This is a genomic window from Haladaptatus marinus (assembly GCF_051194195.1).
On record NZ_JBLZNK010000010.1, the window covers coordinates 1 to 22,992 of the forward strand.

Genomic DNA, 22,992 nt, shown 5'->3' on the forward strand with positions numbered 1-22,992 from the left:
AGTTTGTACGTCAAAACTCATTTCTCCAAATTCGCTAAACACCTATATTCGGCTCTAAACTCCCGCATACCCGATTGTTTTTGATTGTCTGACGCGGTTTTATGTAGTTTGGACGGTTTTGCCGATTCGTATGTCCGATGCGGCCAAAGTCGCCATCTCGAATCAGAAAGGTGGGGTCGGCAAGACCACGGTAGCTATCAACGTCGCCGGGGCGCTGAACTGTCAGGGGCACGACGTGCTCTTCGTCGACCTCGACCCACAGGGGAACGCCACCGAAGGATTAGGGTTGGAAGCGGAATACGAAGCTCAACCGCCGACCCTGTTCGACGCATTGACCGACCACGAGGAGCGGGAGGAGGTGAATTCGCTCATCGTTTCCCACCCGGAGATGGATGTGCTTCCGAGCAACATCGACATGACCAGCGTCGAACCGGAACTCACTATGGCTATGCGTGGGCGGGAGCGTTTAGGGCAGGTGCTCGATGCCATCGACACCGAGTACGACGTTATCGTCATCGACTGTCCGCCGTATCTCGGCAATCTAACCGACAACGCACTACTGGCCGCCGGAAACGTTCTCATTCCCGCGCTAGCCGAATCGACGAGCAAACGTGCGCTGGAAATCCTGTTCGACCAGATGGAGGTACTCGAAGCGGAATACGACACACACGTTCGCGACCTCGGTGTCGTGGCTAACCGCGTCGAGACCACCAACGAGGCGGAGGCGATGCTCACATGGTTCGACGAGGCGTTTTCCGACGTTCCGGTATGGGAAATTCGAAAGCGTGTCACGCTTCAGCGCGCGTTTTCTGCTGGCTGTTCGGTCTTCGAACTCGAAGAGGAATGCGATATGACGACTGAATTTCTCGCTATTGCCGACGAGTTGGGTCGGCAACTCGGCCTCGTGGAGGTCACAGCATGAGCGACGAAAGCAGAGCTGACCGCCTTCGCCGTCGCCGTCGCGCCCAGCGCGACCAGCAGGCCGATTCCGACGACCCGGACGGGTCGTCGGAATCGGCGGAACCGCCAACCTCTGATGTGGCATCAGCGCCATCCAACGCCACCGAACTGGCCGAGACTGCTGAGACGGGAGAAACGTCAAAACCATCAAAATCATCAAAACCATCAGAACCGGAAAGCGTGAAAGACACTCGCGTCGGTACCTACATGTACCTCCCCGAGAGCCAGCGTACGGAGTTGGATTTCCGGTACAAGGAGCTCAATCTGGCGTACGAACGCGCGTTCGGCGATGAATTGGAGAAAAATCGGCATTTCTATCCGCTGGTCGTGGAGGCCGGACTCAACGCTCTCGATGGAGTGGATGGGGAGGAGGTTCGAGAGCTCCTCTTGCAACTGGAGTAGCTACTCAACTCTCCCCGGGTTCGATCCGTGTGCGTGGTGATACCGTTTTTCCGATAGTCGCCACTGGTAACGACTGTATCGACGGGTGAAAACGGTCAAAGACCGTTAGAACGGGTTACTGCTGTGCGTCGAGCAGGCCACGAACTTGCTCTGCACGCTCGTCGTTCGTGATGAACTTCTGGAACCGCCATTCGAACGAGTCGAGCAGGACGGCGATTCCGTCCTCGGTGATGGCGTACTCGTTGGTACGCTTGTCGAGTTCGCTCTTTTCGACCAACCCACGCTCGATGAGAGTGTCGAGGTTGGGGTACAGACGGCCGTGGTTCACTTCCTCGTCGTAGAAGTCTTCCAGCTCGCGCTTGATTGCGAGACCGTAGCGAGATTCCTCAGCGAGAACTATCAGAACGTTCTGTTGGAACGCAGTGAGATCGCGTGCCGTCGTCGCATCAGTAACTGTTTGTGCCTCTGACATGGTAGTATGGTGTGATATTGACTGACAGTGAATATAAACCTTCCTACTTTGGACAATATTTATGTCCTTTGTTACAAATATTATCTAACAACCATCACCTGATCGCAGATAATGGCGCTCTCCCCCGTGATATTTGTGATAATAATAATATCTTCGGATGCCGCTATCTCTTTCGTTGCGTCCTTCTCCGTCGTTTGGTAAATATCTGGCGAAAAAACAGTGCGGCGCGAAATTGAACTCGTCGAATTCGTTACTCCGCGGTCTCTATCCCCTTTCGTTCGGTCACTGGCGGAGATTGGCGGTGTAGTTCGTCCTGCAAATCTTCCAACGTCGCTTCCGCCGTATCGACGGGTTCTCCGCCCGCCGAACGTACTACTGATACGTTTCATTCGACAGCATGTGATACGTCAAGCGACAGGACAGGTGGCGTGCCTGTCCGTCTGAGCAGGAAACTGTGTGGACTCACCCCCAACAGCCACGTTTGGGACAAGCGGAAAATGCCAGACGTTCACACACAGTCTATCATTTTGTACGTCCATCCCGCGAAGATCGCACCGGATTTTCGCGACGTCAGATTCCACAGAATCTGACACTGGACGATTCGCTGTGTATCTACCGCACGGTTGGATTCCACAGCGACGTAACCAACCAGTCTTGCAACTGATTGTAGACACCGATATCCGGTAAAAATTGGGGTGAATTTGTGAAGTAGTTAAACTCTCAGTGGATTCCAAGTGCCTCTATCTGCTCTTGATATCGGTTTCGGATGGTGACTTCGGTCACCTGTGCCACGTCGGCGACTTCGCGTTGGGTCTTCTTCTCGTTGCACAGCAACGATGCAGCGTAAATCGCGGCGGCGGCGTAGCCCGTTGGCGACTTACCCGAGAGCAGTCCCTGCTCGGCTGTCGTATCGATGATTTCGTTCGCTTTCGACTGAACTTCTTCGCTGACTCCGAGATCAGAGCAAAATCGGGGAACGTACTGTTTGGGGTCGACGGGTTTCATCTCCAATCCGAGTTCCTGTGAGATGTAGCGATACGTTCGACCGATCTCTTTCTGATCCACTCGAGACACCTCTGCGACTTCCTCGAGACTTCGCGGGATTCCTTCCTGCCGACAGGCGGCGTACAGTGTACTCGTTGCGACGCCCTCGATGGAGCGTCCGCGAATCAGGTCTTCGGCGAGTGCTCGCCGGTAGATGACTGAGGCGACTTCACGTACTGACCGAGGCACACCGAGGGCCGATGCCATTCGGTCGATTTCGGAGAGTGCGAACTGAAGGTTGCGCTCGCCAGCGTCTTTCGTCCGGATGCGTTCTTGCCACTTTCGCAGACGATGCATCTGACTCCGCTTTTCCGACGATAGCGACCGACCATACGCGTCCTGGTTTTTCCAGTCGATGGTCGTGGTCAGCCCTTTGTCGTGCATCGTCTGCGTGGTCGGCGCACCCACGCGAGATTTGCTCTGTCGCTCGCTGTGATTGAACGCGCGCCACTCCGGCCCGCGGTCGACGTGATCTTCTTCGACGACCAGTCCACAGTCGTCACAGACGATTTCGGACTGGTCTGCGCTGTTGACGAGGCTCTTCGACCCGCACTCGGGACAGCCTTTGACCCCCTCCTCCTCGGTTTCGGTTTGCTCCGCGCGGCGCTCCCGTTGGCGAGTGGACCGTTTCATCGTTATTCTATACTCACAGCCAACATTTAAACCCCCGGATGGAACCTCGTGAGTGACAACCACACCTAACTAGCGATACGATCGTCACAGAGACGGCCGCGATGGTCACTTCGTTGTGAAAATAGCGCTACCGGAGAATAGTATCGGCTGTCGTCGTCACTGTCTCTGCTTCGCTAATCGCGACACCTCAACCATCACGTCGTCTGAGTCCGGGTTCGTATCTCGGAATGTCCACGAACGGTCGAAAGTCATTCCGGCGTCTTGTCCCTTCGTGAGCAGTTCTCCGAGGGCAGTCTTGAAGTCCGTCACCGTCGTTCCGTCGGGAACGGTCGGTTGATCCGGCGTTGCGTCGGCGAGCTCGGGTTGCGACGCGAGGCTCGTGATTTCAACCATCACGTCGTCGCGCTCCGACTCGCTGTGACGAAACGTCCACGACCGGTTGAGCTCGACTCCGTTCTCTTGTGCCGTGGAAACGAGCACTTCGAGAGTAGCTTCGAACTCCTCGGGAGATGCTGCCCAGGCTGGAATGTGGTCTGCCTGGCTCATTCACTACCTCTACGGCCAAACCCTACATAAAATCGGAATGCTGTTCCATGCAGTTTCGCATTTTTTCACTGTTCGAAACAGTTTGAAACGGTCTGCGAGTGCGTTACTGGTTTAATGTCATGGCCGACTGTAGTTATAACTGTCAGGAGCGCGACGGAGAGAGTTACCGACCGTGTTAGGACACGGCTCCGAACGAAGAATCGACCGTCGAGCCTGCACTCTCGACGGACAACGTGTTTCACCTGCTTCAAAGTCAGCGTCGCCGAGACGCAATCCGATTCCTTCGAGACAAGGACGAACCGGTCGAGATGCGTGATATTGCCGAACAGGTCACCGCGTGGGAAAACAACACTACAGTACAAGCCCTGTCCTCCAGCGAGCGCCAGCACGTGTACATTCCACTCTATCAGTCCCACCTGCCGAAACTCGACGAGGAAGGAGTTATCGAATACGACCAGAGTCGCGGGACGGTTCGGAAGACCCCGTTTGCGGCACAACTGGAACGGTATCTCGATGTAGACGAAGAATCGACTGACGAAGATGATGTTCGGCGATGGGACACGTATTATCTGAGCATCTCCTGTGTTGGGACGTTTTTGTTCCTGGGCGCGGCGCTCAACGTTCCGCTGTTTGCGCTCGTTCCCGGTGCAGCGCTGATCGTTCTCGTTTTATCCGCATTTTGGATAGTGTCTGTTTGACATACAATTTCGGTATAACGTAGTATAACGTTAGAATCGTTTTCTTCCCGTCATAGAATGTTATTTTGTCTCGATAATACTGGGTTTCCCGACCAAAAAGTTCAAAATATAATACTGTTTGTTTAGTCATGGGTCACTATATTCATCCGTTCGTCCATGGAGAGCAGGCTCGCCACGTTGAATTCTCAGCTATCGTTCGAAGTTGCTCGTCGTCAACTACGGACATCGGCGGTAAGAGGACTATTCACCGGTGATGTATGGTGCCACCAGGTTGAGTGAGCTTATCTCGGCTCGTCCAAACAGTTCTCACAAACGTCTACGTTCGCTTTGAGATAGGCGTCGTTTTCGAATAGCTCCATTTCGATGCGCGTCACTGGTACGTAATCCCGGCAATACGCGCAACGTTCGATAGCATCAACCCGTCCTTTCATGTCGTGATTTCCCGGCATAGATGTGCGCTCATTCAAGCCTGATGGCCATCTAGCTAAAACGTGACGAGGAGGGTTCCAAAGTCTATGCGTTAGCATTTCCGCTTTTCAAATAGTATCCTCTCATACTGATAGCGAAAAAAGAACCACGACGAACGGTCTTCGGCGACGTCAGTCGGCGAGTTCGGCCGTCTCTTTTCCGTCGACGTACTTCGCTTCCCACTCGTTGCGCGCTTCTATCTCCCGCTGACCACGGCGAGTGAGGGTGTAGTAGTTCGTCCGACGATCGACCTGCCCCTTCTCGACCAGCCCTTTATCGACGAGCGTATCGAGGTTGGGGTAGAGTCGGCCGTGGTGGATGTCCTTCTCGTAGTAGTCTTCCAGTTCCTCTTTGATGGCGAGTCCGTGTGGCTCGGTCAAACCGTTGATGACGTACAACAGGTCCCGCTGGAAGCCAGTCAGGTCGTACATGTTCGGCTCAATGTTATGTCTACATGGTATTAGTTAAGAGCATGATAATGACCGCCTTATTGGGTGTCAATCGGCTTTGGGATATACTTTTTAATCTGATAACTAACCGTTCTCAACAATTTTACGTCACTTTCTTCCCACCGCTTCCGGGAAAATGCCCGCCGGAATATGTCTGCTACCGGCCCAAGATAATATTACGATTGAACCACCAAATCACCTATGATATGAAGAAACAAGAGCTAATTCACCTGCACGGGCTACTCGCGGAGGTACGAAACCAGTACGAAATTCGGAACGACCAATCGATTGAACTGCCTGACTACGAAGAGACGGGCGTCCACCCCACATCGATTCATCATTCGAAAACCGCCCACATGGGTGCGGTGTTCGAGCTTGCAGATGGACTTACTGATGTAATGGTAGACGAAGAAAAGAAACTCACACCACGCGCTCATTGACGGTTGAATACGGAGGTTGACCCACGGAGGGCCACTACAGAGGACGAAGTCGGGTTATTTTTCGCTCCGTTCCGAAGCGAGTTGTGCGAGTGTTACCAATGCGAACATGGCGATGATACTTCCACCGATGGTGACGCTCGGGAGCGTTGCGAGTACGGGTGCGCTGATTGCTGAACCGGCGAGAAGAATCGTACTGAATACCGAGACTCCGAGATAGTACGCTTCCCACGGTATCTCCTCGTCGGTGTCATCACTCGTGTTCTCGGTGTCTTCGTCGGTAGTGAGATATCGGTCGAGCTGGTTTGCGATTTCCGTCCGTTTGACGGTTCCACGGCTCTGATTGTATTCGATGATGCCTTCCTCGTCGAGTTTCGGCAGGTGGGACTGGTACAGTGGGATGTACACGCGTTGGCGTTGATCCGACGAAAGTGCCTGAACCGTGGTGTTGTTTTCCCACGCGGCGACCTGTTCGGCGATGTCGCGCATCTCGACGGTTCCTTCGTGGTCTTTCAGGTACCGGAGGACGTGACGCCGGCGCGGTGTCTGAAGGAGGTGGAATATCTTATCCTTCGATAGTTCGATATCGACGCTTGCGTCGTCGGCAACGTGCTTCCCAGTACTTTCTGCGTGAACCTCTGCAGCACTCATGACAAATGAATTATCGCTAGAATGGGTAATAAACCAATAATGCTCTCCCATTTTGTTGCGAACGGTTGTGGTAGATTGCTAGGTTGCTTAGCACACCCATAAAGTGTAAAATATATTTACTTGCTACACAAATAACATATATAAATTATATCATTTCCTGTGACTATGCTATAATCTTGGTTTTGGGCTGTTTACGGCTGATTTAGGTTCCAGTACGGTGTTCCTACAGCTGTTCTGGCTATACTTGTCGACACGAAAACATCGAAACAATCGCTGTGATATCTCTTGATTGTCCAATTCCAGGCATCGAAACGTTTGTTGCAACGATCGTGAACAAAACGTGCAGTTTCTATCTCAACAGGCTGTCTGGTGGTGAAAACGCGTCATAGTGCGGGCAAGAAGTTAACGTCTCTATAGTAATCACGAGTGCTCACCTAGATATGCGTGCCCAGCGCGGAGGCGGGGTGTGTCAATATCCGGCCGCGAGGGTCGTTAGCGCTCATGACACTGATTCCCCTCGTGTTTCAGTAAACCGTCTATCTGTTAATGACTGCACACTGATTGATTTTTTACTCTACTTGTTTTGTGAAGTTTTAAAATCCACTTATATTGGTTGCTGTATATTGAACTTTGAGGCATGTGGATTTTCCTAAATTTTAATGCGGGCTAATCGAATATCCATAATCGAATCTGGACTTTCCCTCGACAATGGCACATGGCGCATCTAATCCCGACGACTCCCTGGACAGTCCAGAGGAGTCATCGGTAACTACCGAAAATCAGGTTCGCTCGAGTCTCTCTCACCCTCCAAGGACACTCTTTGCCGAAATTTTCGTCGCTCATGATGGTCTCATTCTCGTTCCGACTATCGAATCGGTTTCGGAGGTCTCGATTCGAATGGAGGAGGCGCCGTCGACCGATATTTCGCTCATGTTCGTCTCCGTTGTCGGTAACGATTTCAGGGCGTTCGAGCGAGAAATCGAAGCGGATCCGACCGTCCGGGAGGCGACGCTCTTTTCGGCTTCTGCCGACCAACGGGTGTATCGGATTCGACCCGAAACGTCCATGTCGCCGTTTTTTCGACCGTCGCGGAACTCGGTGTCAGGACGCTCGACGTGAAGAGCGGAAACGGCGGGTGGGTCGTCCGTGTTCAACTGTTGTCGCGTGAACCACTTATCGAACTTCGGAAGCGGTGTTTAGAGTCCGATCTCACGTTCAAAGTACGGCAGTTGTACGATGCGGATCCGAACGCGGAAATCGCGGAAACCAGACTGACTGGCCATCAACGGAATACGGTTCTCACTGCGTACCAATCCGGCTACTACAACATTCCTCGCGGGATTTCACAGGGAGAACTCGCCGAAAAAACTCGATGTCTCTACATCGGTAATTTCACAACAACTCCGGCGTGCGACCGGTCAGTTAATCGTCAGCACGTTCGCCGTTGACCAAGATTAAGCTTCGAAGGGCGATTTGGACGCTTCGGGTTCGGAGCCGTTTAAGAAGACGAGATTCCCACGACCGATTTGGACGCGCGTTACTTCGTCGTTCTCTTCCATCTTCGAGAGCTTTCGACTTACCGTTGATTTCGACCACGAGGTTTCCGACGTGATATCTGCCTGTTTCATGCGTCCACCGTACTGGATGAGGAGGGAACGGATTCGCTCCTCGTCGGTGAGCATCTCCTCGTCTGCAAGGTTTCCGACGGCTGCCTGTGGTTCCGGTTCCACCGTCTCGTCTACCGTTTCGCTCGTGACGTTGGTTTCGGGTTCTGCTTCCGACTCTACCGGAACGTCGTCGTCGTCGTCCTTCTTCCGGTCGAACAGCCCGGAAAGCACTGTTCGTATCGACGATAGTGGTCCATCCGCTGGTGGCTTCGCTCCAACGTCCTCTTCCGCCGGTTGGTCGGTGTCGGTCGTTTCTTCCGTCGGCGTGTAGGCGGGTGTCGTGGTCCACTCAGCACCGCTTTCCGAGATTTCAACCACGATGTCAAACAGCGTTTTTAGCGTGTTGATGGTCTCCGGGTCGTGAATATCGGGATCCATCTGGAAGTAGCCGACCGCTCCTGCGGCCTGGATTCGGTGTGTGAGAATGTGGAGGTATCGAAACGCGGTATCGAAATCGACGTATTCGAGCAGGACGGTTAACGTCTGTACCGATACGATGGGTTGTGTTTCGTCGTCCGTCCACGCTTTCAAATGGTTGCTTAGCGGGACGATGATCTCCATCGGATCCGTCGGGTCGACGACCGCTGTCGTCACGTCGTCCGGTGTCTGTTCGTCGTAGGTTGTGGACTGTACCATTCCACTCGCGTGAATAAATCGGGTTTCGGATGGCAGAGAGCCGACGCTCCGCTGCCAATCTGCGAGCCACTGATTCGGTGGCTGTGTGTATGTGACTGCGGCTAGATTTGCACTCTTTGGCGGCGTAGAAGCTACGAGCTCCATATGCGCTCGGTTGCCGTCCGGCGTCAGAGGTGCAAGCACGAGAACGTTTGACGCGTCTTGAAGGTCTTTTTTTAGCTTACGAACGTTCATTTATGTCATATTTCAAATTAGCGACAATATGTTGATATATCGGAGCATGATTTTTGTTGTCTGTGAGGCATCGCCGAACATCAATGTATTGTTTCCCTCTATCTCCTATGTGATAGTGTCGCTTGTTTACGGAGTCTCACTCGGCCGACTGACGAGTTATTCGTCTTCGACCGTTTTAACTCGCCTCTCTTCGTCGTTCCGATTTTTTCTGCCGTTGAATGTGGGTCGCGTTGAAGACTTTTGGAGAGACAAGAGAGTATGCACACGCCTGCCTCATCGACACCTATTCGGTTATCGTTCTTCATGCCTGCCCTGAGTTGCGATCGACAACTCGTGTTCGTTGTAAGCCATACAGCAACTTACTGTAAAGGCAGTGTGTGAACATTAACACTGCTTATTACCCATTCATCTATGAAAAAACATCGCCTTGCAAATGCAGGGTCAATCTTCGTGATGAAGCGTATTCGTGATAAGATTTGCGTGCCCGCGACGCAGTCGTGTCGAGAGGGCGTTCGGTGAGATGTCAAGTTCTTTAGCAACGGATTCCAGGGTGATTTCACGCGGAACACTGAAGTACCCCGATTTGAGTGCGAGCAGAAGCGCTTCTCGCTGTTTCGATGTCACTTCATACTTGCCGAGTGCATCCGGATGTCGTGATTCATACAGTCGCGTCAATCGAAACGAGAGTGAGTGCTCTGTGCAGTAGTCGTGGAAGTTCGTCAACGACGACTCGTCGGGAAATAGCAGTCTCAGATTCCATTCGCGCGCTTCGCTCATCGCTTCGAGAATGGTCGCTTTTGCCTTCGACACCGCGTGTGTGAGCGTTCCCGGCCGTTGTAACCATATGACGCGATAGAAATGCTTGTCGCTGTGGTTTTCGAGTTGTATGACCGATTCGACGCTTCCGTCCGCTTCGAGCGCACGCTCGAATGCGTCGAGCCGGTCACCGGTCACCCAAAAATACGGCGTTACATGTTGATTGTCCGCAACAACTCGTTCGATTTCTATTCGAACGTCAGGAACTGCTTTCAGCGTTTCCTGCAGAATAAACTCCTCCGCTGGAACCGTAAACTCGGTTAGAACGCTCATCTATCTACAAATCCACATCTCGTCTATAGTATTGTAGTTATCGATGAGTTGGCTTTCGATACGCGTCTGATTGCTTTCTGCCAGTTTATCGGCGTCAGAATCGAAAAGTTTTATCAAATTGCAGTGCATCGCTACATTAGTTGTAATAAGAGGCGCTTCGTTCATGGTTTATATTCGAAGGAACTGCCGACGCACGAATCATATCGCTACATTTGATATGGCGAGAATACTTACCCTCTACGTAACCAATGTCTGACGTGTCCACCGTTCTCATCGTTGACGACGAATATGCGATTACTGACTTGCATGCTCGGTGGCTCGAAGATTCCTACGACATCAAAAAGGCGTACAATGGAACCGAGGCACTGGAACAGGTAGACGATTCCGTCGATATCGTTCTCCTGGACCGACGAATGCCAGACCGCTCCGGCCGGGAAGTCCTCGACGAAATCCGTGAGCGCGATATCGACTGTCGCGTTGCGATGGTGACCGCAGTCGAGCCGGATTTCGACATCCTCGAACTCGGCTTCGATGCCTACATCTGCAAACCGGTTTCCGACCCGGAGCAACTCCGCGACGTTGTTGCTTCGCTCGAAACTCGCTCCGCCTACGATTCGCAGTTACAGGAGATGCTGGCGTTGTCTTCGAAGAAGGCGGCGTTGGAAGAACGGAAGGAATCGGACGAACTCGCCGAAAATCAGGAGTACGCCGAACTTGAAACCAGGCTGTCATCACTCCAAAACGACCTGTCTGATACCGTGATGGGTCTGGACGACGACGACCTGCGTGCGGAGTTCCACGACCGGAACTCCTCCGGATCGAAACTGATGCAGTCGTCGGAACGGAACGACACCCCCGAAACCAAGGACTAACTCTTTTCAACCTCGTATCAGTCTCAGGTTATCCGATAAAACTATGAGTTGTGCTTCTAAAAATGACACAATAAGCACATCTATGACGCGGAGTCGCCTGACACGCATTTCAACGGGCGTGCCCGGATTGGACGAAATATTACACGGTGGACTCATTCCGGAGCGAAATTATCTCGTTCGGGGTGACCCCGGAACGGGAAAGACGATCCTCGGGATGAACTATCTCACCGCGGGTATCGACGCAGGTGAATCCGTGTTGTTCGTCAATCTGGAAGAATCCGAAGAGTCGGTTCGGGAGAACGCAGCAACACTCGGTATCGACCTTTCAGAGGTACATTTCCTCGATTTGAGTCCAGACTCGGATGTCTTCGCCGACAAGCAGTCGTACGCTATCTTCACTCCGACCGAAATCGAACAGGAACCGCTTACACAGACGATTACCGATTGTGTCGAATCGATAGATCCTGACCGCGTGTTCATCGACCCGATTACTCGGCTGCGATATCTCACGTCGAACGAATATCAGTTCCGCAGGCAAGTGATTTCGTCGATGCGTTTTCTGAAAGAGCAGGATGCAACGGTTCTGTCCACATCGCAAGATACTCAGCAGTCATCGGACAACGACCTGTAGTATCTGACTGATGGCATCATCGAACTCAATCGTGCGTTCGTCGGTCAGACGATACACGTCTCAAAATTCCGTGGGTCGCCGATTCACCGCGGCGACCACGCGATGCGTATCGAACAGGGTGGTGTCGGGGTCTACCCCGAACTGTCGCCCGACGAGTACGGTCGTGAGTTCGTCTCCGAACCGCTTTCCTCCGGCGTTCCCGAAGTCGACGACCTGCTCAACGGTGGGTTCGAACGCGGAACCATCTCCATCATCAGCGGCCCATCCGGCGTCGGAAAAACGACGCTGGGAGGAAGCCGTGGGAAGGGGGGAGCGGTCGGTCATCTACATGTTCGAGGAGACTTGCGAGACGTTCCGTGAGCGCAACCGTTCCATCGGCATCCCGGTCGAATCGATGGAACGGGAGTCTTCGCTCGCCATCGAAGAGGTCGAACCACTCAGCCTTTCCGCGCTCGAATTCGGCCGCAAAGTGCGCCGGGAGGTCGAATCAAACGACACGAGCATCGTCATGATCGACGGTCTCGAAGGTTATCGGCTGTCGTTACGTGGCGGGAAGAGCGATCCCACTCAGCGCCTCCACAGTCTCTGCCGGTCGCTGAAAGATATGGGAACCACTGTCATCCTCGTCGACCAGGTACATGAGGTGACTGGGGAGTTCACGGGTACTGACGCCGGTGTCAGCTATCTCGCGGACAACATCGTCTTCCTCCAACATCTGGAGGTTCCGGGGAAGATGCGAAAGGCTATCGGCGTCCTGAAGAAACGAACGAGCGACTTCGAACGAACTCTCCGAGAGTTCCGTATCACTGAACACGGTATCACGGTCGGGGAACCACTCACCGACCTCCGCGGTGTCCTGCACGGGTCGGCACGGTTGGTGGATGACTCCGAGCAGGTTCCATCGCACGAAAACTAAACATAAATAACTGAGGAGCAAGAACGATGAGCGAATATAAGTCGATGAGCAGACATACACAGGTCTCGAAAGGGAGCATCCTCCTTCTCATCGACCATCGCCGAAATCGTCGACTGTTGGCCGACTGGCTTTCGTCCGAGTACGATGTCGTCCTTCCGAAGAGCGGCGTTGATACCTCGTTCGACCTCTGTATCGTCGATGAAACGTCGTTCAGTCAGCATCGTGATGAACTCGGTGATCGGAAAGAGTCCGCACTGCCCACGTTTCTTCCGTATCTGCTTGTGACATCCACAACGTCTCCCGCACGAACGCCGGAGGTATGGCAGGGAGTCGATGAGGTCATCACGACACCCATCGAAAAAGCGGTGTTGCAGGCACGTATCGACGGTCTGTTGGAACGTCGAAGGCTCTCCGTGGAAATTGAACGCGAAAAACAACAGAGCGAAGAACGGTTCAGAACGTTGTTTCAGACCGCGCCCGACCCCGTGTTCGTCCTTGACGCTGATGGCCGGATTCAGTCCGTCAACGACGCGTTTTGCCAAGTTTCCGGACTCGACCGTACGACCATTCTCGGTGAACGTGTTGAAGACATTCACGCGTTCCCCAACGACTCGTTGGAGCGACTCACCGCGGACATCCACGGACAGGAGGAAGACGACCAGCTTCCGCCGTACTCGGTGACGTATATGACGCCCGACGGTGAGACGCGCTATGCGGAAATCAATACGGCGCGGATGCAGTTCGATACCGAGCACCCGGGGATAATCGGTATCTTCCGGGACGTAACGGAACACAAACGCAGAAAACAGGAACTCCAGCACCAGAACGAACGGTTGGATGAGTTCGCAAGCATGCTCGCACACGAACTACGAAATCCATTGGGAATCGCGCAGGGATACCTCCGAGTTGCGGAGTTAGAGGAGGCGGACGACGCTTTCGACGAAGTGCGCGAGGCACACGACCGGATGGAGCGAATGATAAACGAGATGCTTGACCTTGCACGCAGGCCGGGGGCCATCGACGACACGGAGCGAACGGCGTTCCACGACATCATCGAAAATGCATGGTCACGAATTGCTCCGCCCGAGGCGACACTGGTGTTGAAGAATGTCGATGTCGAAATTTCGGCGGATGTCGATCGGTTGAGTCAGGTGTTCGAAAATCTGTTTCGGAACGCCGTGGAACACGTCGGCGAAGACGTAACCGTCCGGGTCGAACGTCTCTCGGATGGGGTGTTCGTCGAGGACAACGGCCCAGGGATTCCGGCGGCATATCGCGAGACCGTCTTCGAAAGTGGGTACACGACGGACAACGGAACTGGTCTCGGTCTCTCCATCGCACAGCAAATCGTCGAAGCCCATGGCTGGGACATCGCCGTCACCGAGGGGAGCAACGAGGGTGCCAGATTCGAAATTACGGGGATGCAGTTCGGTGAACGGGCGGAGTAACCGCCCATTCAGGGTGGAAACAAAATCTGAGGTACGCGCAGGGGGATGGCAGTCGCGTAAACCCAACCTCTCGTGCGGGTCATCGACCCGCGCTTCTACCGAGGGCCGCCACTACAAAAGTAGTTAGTCTTACCCGTGGTGGGGGTGAAAATAGCGCGATCGGGAACTGACGGACGGTGAATTTCGACATTGATTTTTGGAAACAATGACGACCCCCTGCCAGAAAAATCGTGTTCCACTACCGACTTCAGTATTTTCGACTCACCCGACGCGTGACCTTCGGGTCTGCGGCGGCCCCACGTTTCAATGCGGCCCACGGCGTGCATTCTGGGCAGGCGTAGGCGACTCCGTCGGCCCCGAACGTCCGCACGAATTTCGGTGCAACGTGTTCGTTTTTACACGCCGGATTTTGGCAGTTTACGTATCGGCCCGAATCCGACCGTGGCTCCCAGACCATCCGCCTTCGATAGGTGTGGTCGGTGGTATTGTCCTCGACCTGTTCCGCCTTAGCCATCGAGAACCACCTTCTCGCGGGTGAGTTCCTTGCCAGTTTTTCTGTCCCGAAGTTTCCAGAACTCCGCGTCGATGTCGGGGAGTCGACTACACTGATGGCACCAAAAGTGGCTGTTGGTCGGTTCCCAACTGGTGTGACCGTTGGGACACGTGTATCGCCACTTCGCCATCGGCGTGTCGATATCATGGGTGCTCATACGCTGGTTTACAACCATTCCATTCAAAACATCGAGTCTTACCCGGAGTGAAAGTAAAGGAAGCGTTTCGACGGCTCCACCGCCGCAGACGGCGCATTTCCCGTTTCGAACGGAGTTACTGCTTGGTGAAAGTAAATCGGAGTAGAAGGAGTCGAAGCTGTGGCTTTGACAGTTTGTACAATTTTGCTAGTTTGGATGGCTTTTTCAGTTTTCCTAGTTTTCCTGGATTGGCTGTCTTTCACCGTTCGGATATGCTGCTATCGCATTTCGTCCCACGTTTCCCGCTCGTACGCCATTCCCCAAAACGCAGTTTCGAGGCGTGTACTTGTTTCGAATGCTTCTTTCATCGCGTCACGCTCGCCGGGGAATGTCTCGCCACAGCGGTCAACGAACGTGCGCATCCACGCCACCGAATCCCGGAACTCGTCGCTCGTGTACTTCTCGATGAACGGTGTGTACCGATGCTCGCCGTCGGCGATAATCGCCATGTGAGCCGCGATGTCGAGATAGCCTTGTCCGCACGGATATATCGCCGCCGCGAGTTCGGCAAGCGACCCCTCGTAGGCCGTCCGGAGGAGAAAGTTCGTGTACGCCACGCATGTCGGCGCTTTCGTAACTGCTTCGAGTTCGCTTCGAGAAATCCCGTACTCGTCGGCGAACTCCCGATGGAGTTCCAGTTCGTCGGCGAGAATCGAATGTGCAATCCCGAGCAGATGGGTCATCGTCTCCTCGTCGTGTGCTTTACAGCCTCCAATAGCGAACACGCGGGCGTAGTCGAGTAAATACCGATAATCCTGTTCGACCCAGTGGCGAAACGCCGCTGGATTGAGCGTTCCCTCGGCTAACTCCACCACGAATGGGTGTGTTTTCTGTGCTTCCCAGAGGTCGTGGCCTTCCGCCAGCAGTTGGTCGCTGAATGCCATGGCTATCTGTCGATTCTCCAGTTTTATGACTTGGCAGTATTACTCGGCGATTGCCCCTGACTCATTTCTGGTTCTCGCCGCTCTCGTCTGTAAAATCGAAAAGCCAGTTTACAACATGTCGAGGACGTGCTCGACGACCTCGTCTTTCGGAACCTGTTTTTCTTCACCCGAATCCATGTTCTGTACCGTCACTACGCCCTCGTTCAGATCTCGTTCGCCAACGACGACGGTGTATTCGGCGTTGATGCGGTCGGCGTAGCCGAACTGCTCGCCGACGCTGCGGTCGGTGAGGTCGGTTTCGACCGTCAGGCCATTGCGACGGAGTCTCATCGCGTACTCCAGTCCGATTTCGCGCACGGAATCGGAGACGGCCAGGACGTAGGCATCGGTCGAAACCGCCTCGTCGGGCCATTCGCCGAGCTCTTTTAGCAACTGCATCGTCGGGGAGTAGCCGAAGGCAAACCCGATTGCCGGAACGTCGCGGCTTCCGAACTGCCCGATGAGTTCGTCGTATCGACCGCCGCCGAACAAGGCGCGCAGGTCGCTTTCGGTGGCGAACGCCTCGAACACGAGGCCGGTGTAGTAGTCCATTCCGCGAACGATGGAGAGGTCGAAGGTACACATCGATTCGACGCCGTAGGCCGAAAGCGCATCGTAAAGGTCGTGCATCCGCCCGATTGCCTCATTTGCGGCCTCGCTCTCGGGGGCTTTGTCGGAGAGTTCGACCAGCGAACTCTCCATCTCGCCGCTGATGGCGGTGAGTTCGTCGATTTCTTTGGCAGTCGCCCGGTCAACGCCCTCGCCTTCGAGTTTGCCCAAAAACTCCTCGCGGCTGATTTTCTCCTTCTTATCGATGATGCGCATCACGGCCTTGCTCTCGCCGACGCCGATTCCACGGAGCAGCGCATCGAGCAGTTGGCGGTCGTTCAGTTTGAATTCGACCGAATTCGCCACACCGAGCTTCTCGAAGATTGTGCCAGCACAAGCGATGATTTCCGCGTCCGCCTCCACGGATTCGACGCCGAAGATGTCGAAGTCGGTCTGGAAGAACTCCCGGTCGCGACCCTTTTGCACTGCTTCGTACCGCCAGCGTTTCGACGTATCGAACCATTTGATGGGCGTCCCGAGGTCTTTGCGCTGTTGTACCAATCGCGCCCGAGTCGGGGTCTGTTCGGGGATGAGCGTCACTTCGCGCCCGCCCTTGTCCTCGAAGCTGTACGTCTCTTCGACGATGTCCTCACCCGACTTCACCCGAAAGAGGTCGGTGGGTTCGACGCTCGGCGCGTCGATTTCGCGGAAGCCGAACTCGCGGGCCGTCTCCCCGACGGTGTCCACGATTTCGCGCCACGCCGCCCACTCCGCCGGGTAACGGTCGTAAAAGCCTTTCAGGCTCTCGAATTCGTCCATGTGTGGCGTATCGGAGGCGACTGATTTACGTTTGGCTATCTCCTGACCGTCGAGTTCGCTCTATTTTCGCCAACCCGAACCACTACCACCACCCCCGACAACGTCTTCGCATGCACATCACCGACTACGACCTGTTCGCGGTTCCACCGCGCTGGCTGTTCCTCCGCATCGAAACCAGCGACGGACTCGTCGGCTGGGGTGAACCGGTCGTCGAAGGTCGCGTCAAAACGGTGCGCGGTGCGGTCGAAGAGTTGCTGGACGACTACCTCCTCGGCGAAGACCCGATGCCGGTCGAAGACCACTGGCAGCGGCTCTATCGCGGTGGGTTCTACCGTGGAGGCCCGATCCTGATGAGCGCAATCGCGGGTATCGACCAAGCACTGTGGGACATCCGCGGCAAATCGTTCGGTGCGCCGGTGTACGACCTCCTCGGCGGCCCGGTTCGCGACCGGGTGCGCGTCTACCAGTGGGTCGGTGGCGACCGCCCTGCGGGCGTCGCCGACGCCGCGCGCGAGAAGGTCGATGCCGGGTTTACCGCCCTCAAAATGAATGCGACGCCCGAACTCCGTCGAATCGACACGCCTGCGGCGGTCGATTCGGCACGCGAGCGACTGGCCACGGTTCGTGAGGAAGTCGGCCCGAAAGTGGACATCGGCGTCGATTTTCACGGCCGGGTGTCGAAGTCAATGGCGAAACGACTTGTCGACGCGCTCGAACCCTACGACCCGTTTTTCATCGAGGAACCGGTGCTGGCCGAGCATAACGAGCTTTTACCCGATCTCGCGGCCCACACGTCGGTTCCGATTGCGACCGGCGAGCGCATGTACTCCCGCTGGGATTTCAAGGAGGTGTTCGAATCGGGTGCCGTGGACGTGATCCAACCAGACCTCTCGCACGCGGGAGGTATTACCGAGGTTCACAAAATCGCGTCGATGGCCGAAGCCTACGACGTGGCGCTCGCGCCGCACTGTCCACTCGGCCCGGTCGCGCTGGCGTCCTGTTTGCAGGTGGACGCCTGCGCGCCGAACGCCCTGATTCAGGAACAGAGCCTCGACATTCACTACAACGAAGGCGGCGACGTGCTCGACTACCTGACCGACCCGAGCGTGTTCGAGTACGAGGACGGCTACGTCGCGCTCCCCGACGAACCGGGGTTGGGTGTCGAACCCGACGTGGAAACCCTCGAAGAGCGGTCAGGGCACGACGATTGGCACAATCCGATTTGGCGCCACGACGATGGAACCGTCGCGGAGTGGTAACGATGCGAGGTCTCCAAAACAGTGTGGCACTCGTCACCGGTTCGACGCGCGGTATCGGAGCGGAAGTCGCCCGCAGATTTGCCCACGAAGGTGCCTCCGTGGTCGTCACTGGACGCACAGAAGAAGCAGGACACGAAACAGTTGCGAGCATCCGCGAAGATGGCGACGAGGCGGTTTTCGTTCGAGCGGACATGCGCGACCCGGACGATATCGCAGCTCTCGTGACCGCAACCGCCGAGGAGTACGGCGGACTCGACGTGCTGGTGAACAACGCTGGGGTGGAGACGAACACGTCGGCGGACGAGGCGACGATGGACGATTGGGAGTTCGTCCTCGAAACCGACTTCCGGGCCTACTGGCTCTGTGCGAAACACGCCGTCGCCGAAATGGACGGGGGAGCTATCGTCAATGTCTCTTCGAACCACGCGTTCCTGACGATGCCCGAGATGTTCCCCTACAACGCGGTGAAGGCAGGTATCAACGGAATGACGCACGGGATGGCGATCGATTTCGGCCCCGATGTTCGCGTCAACACGGTCAACCCCGGTTGGGTCGCCATCGAGCGTACGACCGAGAACATGGACGAGGAGTATCGCGAACACCTCGAGTCGATTCACCCAGTCGGTCGTCTTGGAACACCGGAAGACATCGCAGGCGTCGTCGCCTTTCTCGCCAGCGACGACGCGGGATACGTCACGGGTGCGCATCTCACCGCCGATGGTGGGCGAAGCGTCGTGATGCAGGACGACACCCTTCCTTCCTACCGGAAGGAGTAACAGGCGGTACGTGTCTGCGGTGGTATCGTCCCTGAACGTGATACAGGCGACGTATAACAAAACGACTTCGGGACGCCATCAGTTTCGATGGCGCTTGGGGGTCGGGTTTCCGGGAAGACAGTATCGCTGTTACTGGTGTGTTTGCTCATCGCTGGTGCCCTCGCACCACCTGCGACGGCACAATCGACGGGGAAACCCCCGGGCGTCTCAGTTTCTATCGAGCGAACCGCCGACGACTCGACGACGGTGCAGTATCGGCTCGTCTTTGACAATCCGCGCGATGCGAAATCGTTCTGGCTCATCAACTACACTGGAAACGTGGTGTCTTCGGAGGGATTTGTTGCCGGTCAAACGCAAGACGGTGAGCATGCACTCCATTGGAATGGTGAAACCGAATCGCCATCCGTAACGGTCACCGCCGACGTAGACGACGGAACCGAGCGGGAGTTCACAGCCACCGATGAGTGGCTGCTCGCCCCGACGCCGAAGCTTTCGGTCGCGTGGTTGTCGGCAGGGAGTGACGAATGGATCTACCGACACCCGCTTCAGGGCGACTATCCCGACGCGACCGTCGAATTCGCCGATTCGGGGGTGCTCGGTTCGGCGTTCACCTACGTCGGTGCGTACGAGGAGTACACCCACCGCGCGGACGGCCAGCGATTTCGGATGATCGTCGCCGAGGGTGCATCGCCGTCCGATTCGCCCGCTCAAATCTTCGACTCGCTCACCACGGCGAGCAAACGCATACCCGGGGAGTCACCGGACGAAGTGCTCGGGTTCGTTCTCCCCGACCCCAGTTGGCGCGGCGGGTACGCGTCGCCGAAACACGACGAACTCTGGGTACACGAGGATGCGCGTCTTTCGAACCCGCAAAATCTCTGGATACACGAGTATGTTCATACGCGCCAGTCGTTCGAACTCGGCGAACGGATGACGTGGTTCCGCGAAGCCAGCGCCGCCTACTTCGCCTCCGACCTGACGATGAAACAAGGTCGAACGTCACAGTCCGCGGTTGCACGAACGCTCACGCAAAAACGGTTCGACGAATCGGTGCTCTCGAAGTCGAACACGTGGGCAACCCACGAAGTGCCCTACTACCGAGGTGCGTACACGTTGTGGGCGCTGGACGCGAAGATTCGGAAGGCGACCGACGGGAAACGAAGCCTGTTCGACGTCTTCGACCGAATGAACGCCCACGAGGGAACGGTTTCCTACGCCGACTTCCGGAACATCGTCGCGGATGTCGCCGGACAGCCGATGAACTCGTGGCTCGACCAGCACGTCACCACATCGGCGACACCGGAACTGCAAGCGAGCGACATCGACGGGGAGTCGGGGTCGAACTCCGGTGATGCTAGTGATTCGAATGGCGGGAAGGCGTCTAACGGGAACGGAAACTCCGGAATGCCCGATGCCGGTAAACCGCCAGCGATGACCGGTGACCTCTCGTCGACGCTGGTGTTATGGGGTGGATTGGGACTCATCGGACTAGTGTTCGGGTTGACGATAGCACAGTACGTCTCGGGATTGATGGAGCGAGTACGAGGCGAGTGAACGGGATTTCGGCGTCCATCGTCTTCGAGGCTAGTTGAGGGGCGTCGATTTCAGCAGCATCGCCAGTCCGGCGAGCAGTGCCGCAACAATTTTCAGCCACACTTCGATGGCGTTGCCCCACAGTTTCAGCAGTTCACCGACTCGATGCCAGCGGTTCATCGATTCGTCGTGCGATTCATCTCTCGAATCGTCCGACGGGGCCTCCCCCGCCGATTCGGTAGTGGTTTTCATAATATTCTCCTGACAAGCGGCGATAAGAACGGGAGGGCGCTCCGTATCGCATTTTACTTACTGTGTAGGGGTACAAAAATCATTTTTCACAGCAGAGTGAAAGTGGTGTGCGAAATCGTAGCACCTCCAAAAATAGTCGACGATGACCCGTTGTCACTCCGGCAGGACGGTTCCGTACTTCGCCGCGAGTGGATATCGCCAGCCAACGCCGAACGCTTTCGGCGACACCTTCAGCACGGGTGCAGCTTGGAATCGTTTGTACTCCGACCGATGAAGCATCGAGAGTACCCGACGAACCGTCTCGCGGTCGTAGCCGGATTCGACCAGCTCGGCGGCAGTTTTGCCTTCATCGACGTAGCCCGCCAGAATCGAATCAAGGATTTCGTAGGGTGGCAGGTCGTCCTCGTCGGTTTGGTCGGCCCGAAGTTCGGCGGAGGGTGGCTTTTTGATGACGCGCCGTGGGATGATATCCCCGCGTTCGTTCATGTGTTCTGCGAGTTCGTAGACGAACGTTTTCGGACAGTCGGCGAGCGGCGCGAGCGCGCCGCACATGTCGCCGTAGAGGGTACAATATCCGACCGCGAGTTCGCTCCGGTTGCCGGTTGCGAGAAGCAGCCTGTTCTGCTCGTTGGCGATGGCCATCAGCGTCGTTCCGCGGATTCTCGCTTGTACGTTCTCCTCGGTGACGCCCGGCGTTGCATCGAGGATGGACACGAGTTCCGTCTCGAACGACTCGAACGTGTCCTCGATGGGAACGTCGAGGAAATCGATATCGAGGTTGGCAGCGAGGGTACGGGCGTCCGCTTTGCTCTCGTCGCTGGTGTATCGTGTCGCCATCGCGACGCCGAGGACGTGTCTCGGCCCGAGGGCATCGACGGCGAGCGCTGCTGTCACTGCCGAGTCGATGCCACCCGACAGACCGACGAGGACGTTCTCGAAGCCGGATTTGTGGCCGTAATCGCGAATGCCGAGCGCGAGCGCATCCCGGATTTCGGCCGAACCGGTGGGTTCGTCGGCGATGTCGCGCTCATCCGCCGAGGTTGCATCGATGGGAACGTCGTACACCGCAAAATCCTCCTCGAACGCCGCGAGTCGGCAGGCAATGGTTCCATCCGGGGCAACGACGAACGACCGCCCGTCGAAGACGAGTTCGTCGTTCGCGCCGACCTGGTTCACGAAAACGAGCCATTTCCCGTGGTCGGTGGCGTGTGCGCCGAACAGTCGCTCTCGAAACACACCTTTGTCACCGTAGAAGGGACTCGCCGAACAATTCACGAGCATGTCGGCACCCATAGTTACGAGGTCTTCTATTGGGTCGGCGTCGTACTGCGGACGCTCCCAGATGTCGGGTTCGTTCCACGCATCTTCACAGATGCTCACGCCGAGGCCGATAGCATCCGCACCGGGCAATGCGTGAACCGGCTGGCGCTCGACCGCTTCGAAGTACCTGTCCTCGTCGAACACGTCGTAGGTCGGAAGCAACCGTTTTTCGGTCTGTCCGACGATTTCGCCATCTCGACAGACCGCAACCGCATTCTGGACTGCTTTGCCGTACTCGTCGGGATTGTGCGCCACGAAGCCGATGAGTGTGGTGATGTTCCTCGTCTTCTTCGCGATTCTATCGAGTGCGCCGAGTTGGGCATCCACGAATGAATCGCGTTTCACGAGATCTTGTGGCGGATAGCCGACGAGCGCGAGTTCGGAGAAGACGACGAGGTCAGCGTTCGCTTCGCGTGCGCGTTGAATGGCCGACTCGATTGTTTCGGCGTTTCCAGCAACGTCCCCCACGGTGTAGTTCAACTGGGCGAGTGCAACCCGGAGTGACGACATGATTCCCCGTGAGGGGTAGGGGTTCGAGCGAGAAAATCGTGTTTCTCTT

The 22,992-nt window shown here is 55.8% G+C and carries 24 protein-coding genes and 1 pseudogene; 12 read left to right on the forward strand and 13 right to left on the reverse strand.

Annotated features, from left to right (window positions below; all coding sequences use genetic code 11):
• The first annotated feature begins 130 nt into the window (after nucleotides 1-130).
• Together ACN2TU_RS26100 and ACN2TU_RS26105 are read left to right on the forward strand one after the other, a co-directional pair.
• Nucleotides 131-922: a ParA family protein gene (locus ACN2TU_RS26100; RefSeq protein WP_435159700.1), complete on the forward strand. Its 792-nt coding sequence runs from the start codon at nucleotides 131-133 to the stop codon at nucleotides 920-922.
• Nucleotides 919-1,362, forward strand: a complete 444-nt coding sequence (locus tag ACN2TU_RS26105) for a DUF8160 family protein (RefSeq protein ID WP_435159702.1) — start codon at nucleotides 919-921, stop codon at nucleotides 1,360-1,362. The genes ACN2TU_RS26100 and ACN2TU_RS26105 overlap by 4 nt, the downstream gene beginning before the upstream one ends.
• A 115-nt stretch (nucleotides 1,363-1,477) precedes the next feature.
• Here the strand turns inward: ACN2TU_RS26105 and ACN2TU_RS26110 are convergent, their stop codons facing one another.
• From ACN2TU_RS26110 to ACN2TU_RS26120, 3 genes are all read right to left on the reverse strand, one after another.
• Nucleotides 1,478-1,834, reverse strand: coding sequence for a PadR family transcriptional regulator (locus tag ACN2TU_RS26110; RefSeq protein WP_435159704.1), 357 nt, complete (start codon nucleotides 1,832-1,834; stop codon nucleotides 1,478-1,480).
• Between the two features lie 720 nt (nucleotides 1,835-2,554).
• Nucleotides 2,555-3,511 (reverse strand): transcription initiation factor IIB, encoded by a 957-nt coding sequence (locus ACN2TU_RS26115; RefSeq protein ID WP_435159705.1) that lies wholly within the window; start codon nucleotides 3,509-3,511, stop codon nucleotides 2,555-2,557.
• Nucleotides 3,512-3,667: 156 nt separating this feature from the next.
• Entirely contained in the window at nucleotides 3,668-4,057 is a 390-nt protein-coding gene (locus ACN2TU_RS26120) for a hypothetical protein (protein ID WP_435159707.1), read from the reverse strand.
• A gap of 233 nt (nucleotides 4,058-4,290) precedes the next feature.
• Here ACN2TU_RS26120 and ACN2TU_RS26125 point away from each other — a divergent pair, with 233 nt between their 5' ends.
• The gene (locus tag ACN2TU_RS26125) at nucleotides 4,291-4,755 is read left to right on the forward strand and encodes a DUF7344 domain-containing protein (RefSeq protein ID WP_435159708.1); all 465 of its coding nucleotides are present in this window, start codon (nucleotides 4,291-4,293) and stop codon (nucleotides 4,753-4,755) included.
• A gap of 599 nt (nucleotides 4,756-5,354) precedes the next feature.
• On the opposite strand, the gene ACN2TU_RS26130 is transcribed toward ACN2TU_RS26125, so the two are convergent.
• Complete coding sequence (locus ACN2TU_RS26130; RefSeq protein WP_435159710.1) at nucleotides 5,355-5,654, reverse strand: PadR family transcriptional regulator; 300 nt, start codon at nucleotides 5,652-5,654, stop codon at nucleotides 5,355-5,357.
• 224 nt (nucleotides 5,655-5,878) lie between these two features.
• Between ACN2TU_RS26130 and ACN2TU_RS26135 the strand changes: the two genes are divergently transcribed.
• Nucleotides 5,879-6,112 (forward strand): UPF0058 family protein, encoded by a 234-nt coding sequence (locus tag ACN2TU_RS26135; RefSeq protein WP_435159712.1) that lies wholly within the window; start codon nucleotides 5,879-5,881, stop codon nucleotides 6,110-6,112.
• A 54-nt stretch (nucleotides 6,113-6,166) separates the two neighbouring features.
• On the opposite strand, the gene ACN2TU_RS26140 is transcribed toward ACN2TU_RS26135, so the two are convergent.
• Entirely contained in the window at nucleotides 6,167-6,760 is a 594-nt protein-coding gene (locus ACN2TU_RS26140; protein WP_435159713.1) for a DUF7344 domain-containing protein, read from the reverse strand.
• A gap of 708 nt (nucleotides 6,761-7,468) precedes the next feature.
• On the opposite strand from ACN2TU_RS26140, the gene ACN2TU_RS26145 reads away from it, so the two are divergent.
• Together ACN2TU_RS26145 and ACN2TU_RS26150 are read left to right on the forward strand one after the other, a co-directional pair.
• Complete coding sequence (locus tag ACN2TU_RS26145; protein WP_435159714.1) at nucleotides 7,469-7,879, forward strand: hypothetical protein; 411 nt, start codon at nucleotides 7,469-7,471, stop codon at nucleotides 7,877-7,879.
• Complete coding sequence (locus tag ACN2TU_RS26150; protein ID WP_435159716.1) at nucleotides 7,876-8,208, forward strand: helix-turn-helix domain-containing protein; 333 nt, start codon at nucleotides 7,876-7,878, stop codon at nucleotides 8,206-8,208. The genes ACN2TU_RS26145 and ACN2TU_RS26150 overlap by 4 nt, the downstream gene beginning before the upstream one ends.
• Before the next feature lie 6 nt (nucleotides 8,209-8,214).
• Here ACN2TU_RS26150 and ACN2TU_RS26155 read toward each other — a convergent pair whose 3' ends face one another.
• A complete protein-coding gene (locus ACN2TU_RS26155; RefSeq protein WP_435159718.1) occupies nucleotides 8,215-9,297 on the reverse strand; it encodes a helix-turn-helix transcriptional regulator in 1,083 nt (360 codons plus the stop codon).
• Between the two features lie 441 nt (nucleotides 9,298-9,738).
• Entirely contained in the window at nucleotides 9,739-10,386 is a 648-nt protein-coding gene (locus ACN2TU_RS26160) for a helix-turn-helix domain-containing protein (RefSeq protein ID WP_435159720.1), read from the reverse strand.
• Nucleotides 10,387-10,634: 248 nt separating this feature from the next.
• Here ACN2TU_RS26160 and ACN2TU_RS26165 point away from each other — a divergent pair, with 248 nt between their 5' ends.
• The 3 genes and pseudogenes from ACN2TU_RS26165 to ACN2TU_RS26175 all read left to right on the forward strand — a co-directional run bounded on the left by ACN2TU_RS26165 (nucleotide 10,635) and on the right by ACN2TU_RS26175 (nucleotide 14,253).
• Nucleotides 10,635-11,258: a response regulator transcription factor gene (locus ACN2TU_RS26165; RefSeq protein ID WP_435159722.1), complete on the forward strand. Its 624-nt coding sequence runs from the start codon at nucleotides 10,635-10,637 to the stop codon at nucleotides 11,256-11,258.
• An 82-nt stretch (nucleotides 11,259-11,340) separates the two neighbouring features.
• Nucleotides 11,341-12,805 (forward strand): annotated as a pseudogene (locus tag ACN2TU_RS26170) (ATPase domain-containing protein).
• A gap of 26 nt (nucleotides 12,806-12,831) precedes the next feature.
• Nucleotides 12,832-14,253 carry a sensor histidine kinase gene (locus ACN2TU_RS26175; protein WP_435159724.1) on the forward strand — a complete coding sequence of 474 codons (1,422 nt, stop codon included), beginning with the start codon at nucleotides 12,832-12,834 and terminating at the stop codon, nucleotides 14,251-14,253.
• 247 nt (nucleotides 14,254-14,500) lie between these two features.
• Here the strand turns inward: ACN2TU_RS26175 and ACN2TU_RS26180 are convergent, their stop codons facing one another.
• The 4 genes from ACN2TU_RS26180 to hisS all read right to left on the reverse strand — a co-directional run bounded on the left by ACN2TU_RS26180 (nucleotide 14,501) and on the right by hisS (nucleotide 17,293).
• Nucleotides 14,501-14,767, reverse strand: a complete 267-nt coding sequence (locus ACN2TU_RS26180) for a DUF7563 family protein (RefSeq protein ID WP_435159725.1) — start codon at nucleotides 14,765-14,767, stop codon at nucleotides 14,501-14,503.
• Complete coding sequence (locus ACN2TU_RS26185) at nucleotides 14,760-14,963, reverse strand: hypothetical protein (RefSeq protein WP_435159727.1); 204 nt, start codon at nucleotides 14,961-14,963, stop codon at nucleotides 14,760-14,762. Before ACN2TU_RS26185 ends, ACN2TU_RS26180 begins: the two co-directional genes overlap by 8 nt.
• A 257-nt stretch (nucleotides 14,964-15,220) precedes the next feature.
• Complete coding sequence (gene tenA / locus ACN2TU_RS26190; RefSeq protein WP_435159729.1) at nucleotides 15,221-15,886, reverse strand: thiaminase II; 666 nt, start codon at nucleotides 15,884-15,886, stop codon at nucleotides 15,221-15,223.
• Nucleotides 15,887-15,994: 108 nt separating this feature from the next.
• A complete protein-coding gene (gene hisS / locus ACN2TU_RS26195; protein WP_435159731.1) occupies nucleotides 15,995-17,293 on the reverse strand; it encodes a histidine--tRNA ligase in 1,299 nt (432 codons plus the stop codon).
• A gap of 110 nt (nucleotides 17,294-17,403) precedes the next feature.
• Here hisS and dgoD point away from each other — a divergent pair, with 110 nt between their 5' ends.
• The 3 genes from dgoD to ACN2TU_RS26210 all read left to right on the forward strand — a co-directional run bounded on the left by dgoD (nucleotide 17,404) and on the right by ACN2TU_RS26210 (nucleotide 20,882).
• Nucleotides 17,404-18,552, forward strand: coding sequence for a galactonate dehydratase (dgoD, locus tag ACN2TU_RS26200; protein WP_435159733.1), 1,149 nt, complete (start codon nucleotides 17,404-17,406; stop codon nucleotides 18,550-18,552).
• Between the two features lie 2 nt (nucleotides 18,553-18,554).
• Nucleotides 18,555-19,328: an SDR family NAD(P)-dependent oxidoreductase gene (locus tag ACN2TU_RS26205; protein ID WP_435159735.1), complete on the forward strand. Its 774-nt coding sequence runs from the start codon at nucleotides 18,555-18,557 to the stop codon at nucleotides 19,326-19,328.
• Nucleotides 19,329-19,415: 87 nt separating this feature from the next.
• Nucleotides 19,416-20,882 (forward strand): glycyl aminopeptidase, encoded by a 1,467-nt coding sequence (locus tag ACN2TU_RS26210; protein WP_435159737.1) that lies wholly within the window; start codon nucleotides 19,416-19,418, stop codon nucleotides 20,880-20,882.
• Between the two features lie 30 nt (nucleotides 20,883-20,912).
• On the opposite strand, the gene ACN2TU_RS26215 is transcribed toward ACN2TU_RS26210, so the two are convergent.
• Entirely contained in the window at nucleotides 20,913-21,113 is a 201-nt protein-coding gene (locus ACN2TU_RS26215) for a hypothetical protein (RefSeq protein WP_435159738.1), read from the reverse strand.
• A gap of 153 nt (nucleotides 21,114-21,266) precedes the next feature.
• On the reverse strand, nucleotides 21,267-22,943 hold the full coding sequence (locus ACN2TU_RS26220; RefSeq protein ID WP_435159739.1) for an NAD+ synthase: 1,677 nt from the start codon (nucleotides 22,941-22,943) through the stop codon (nucleotides 21,267-21,269).
• Nucleotides 22,944-22,992: the final 49 nt, after the last annotated feature.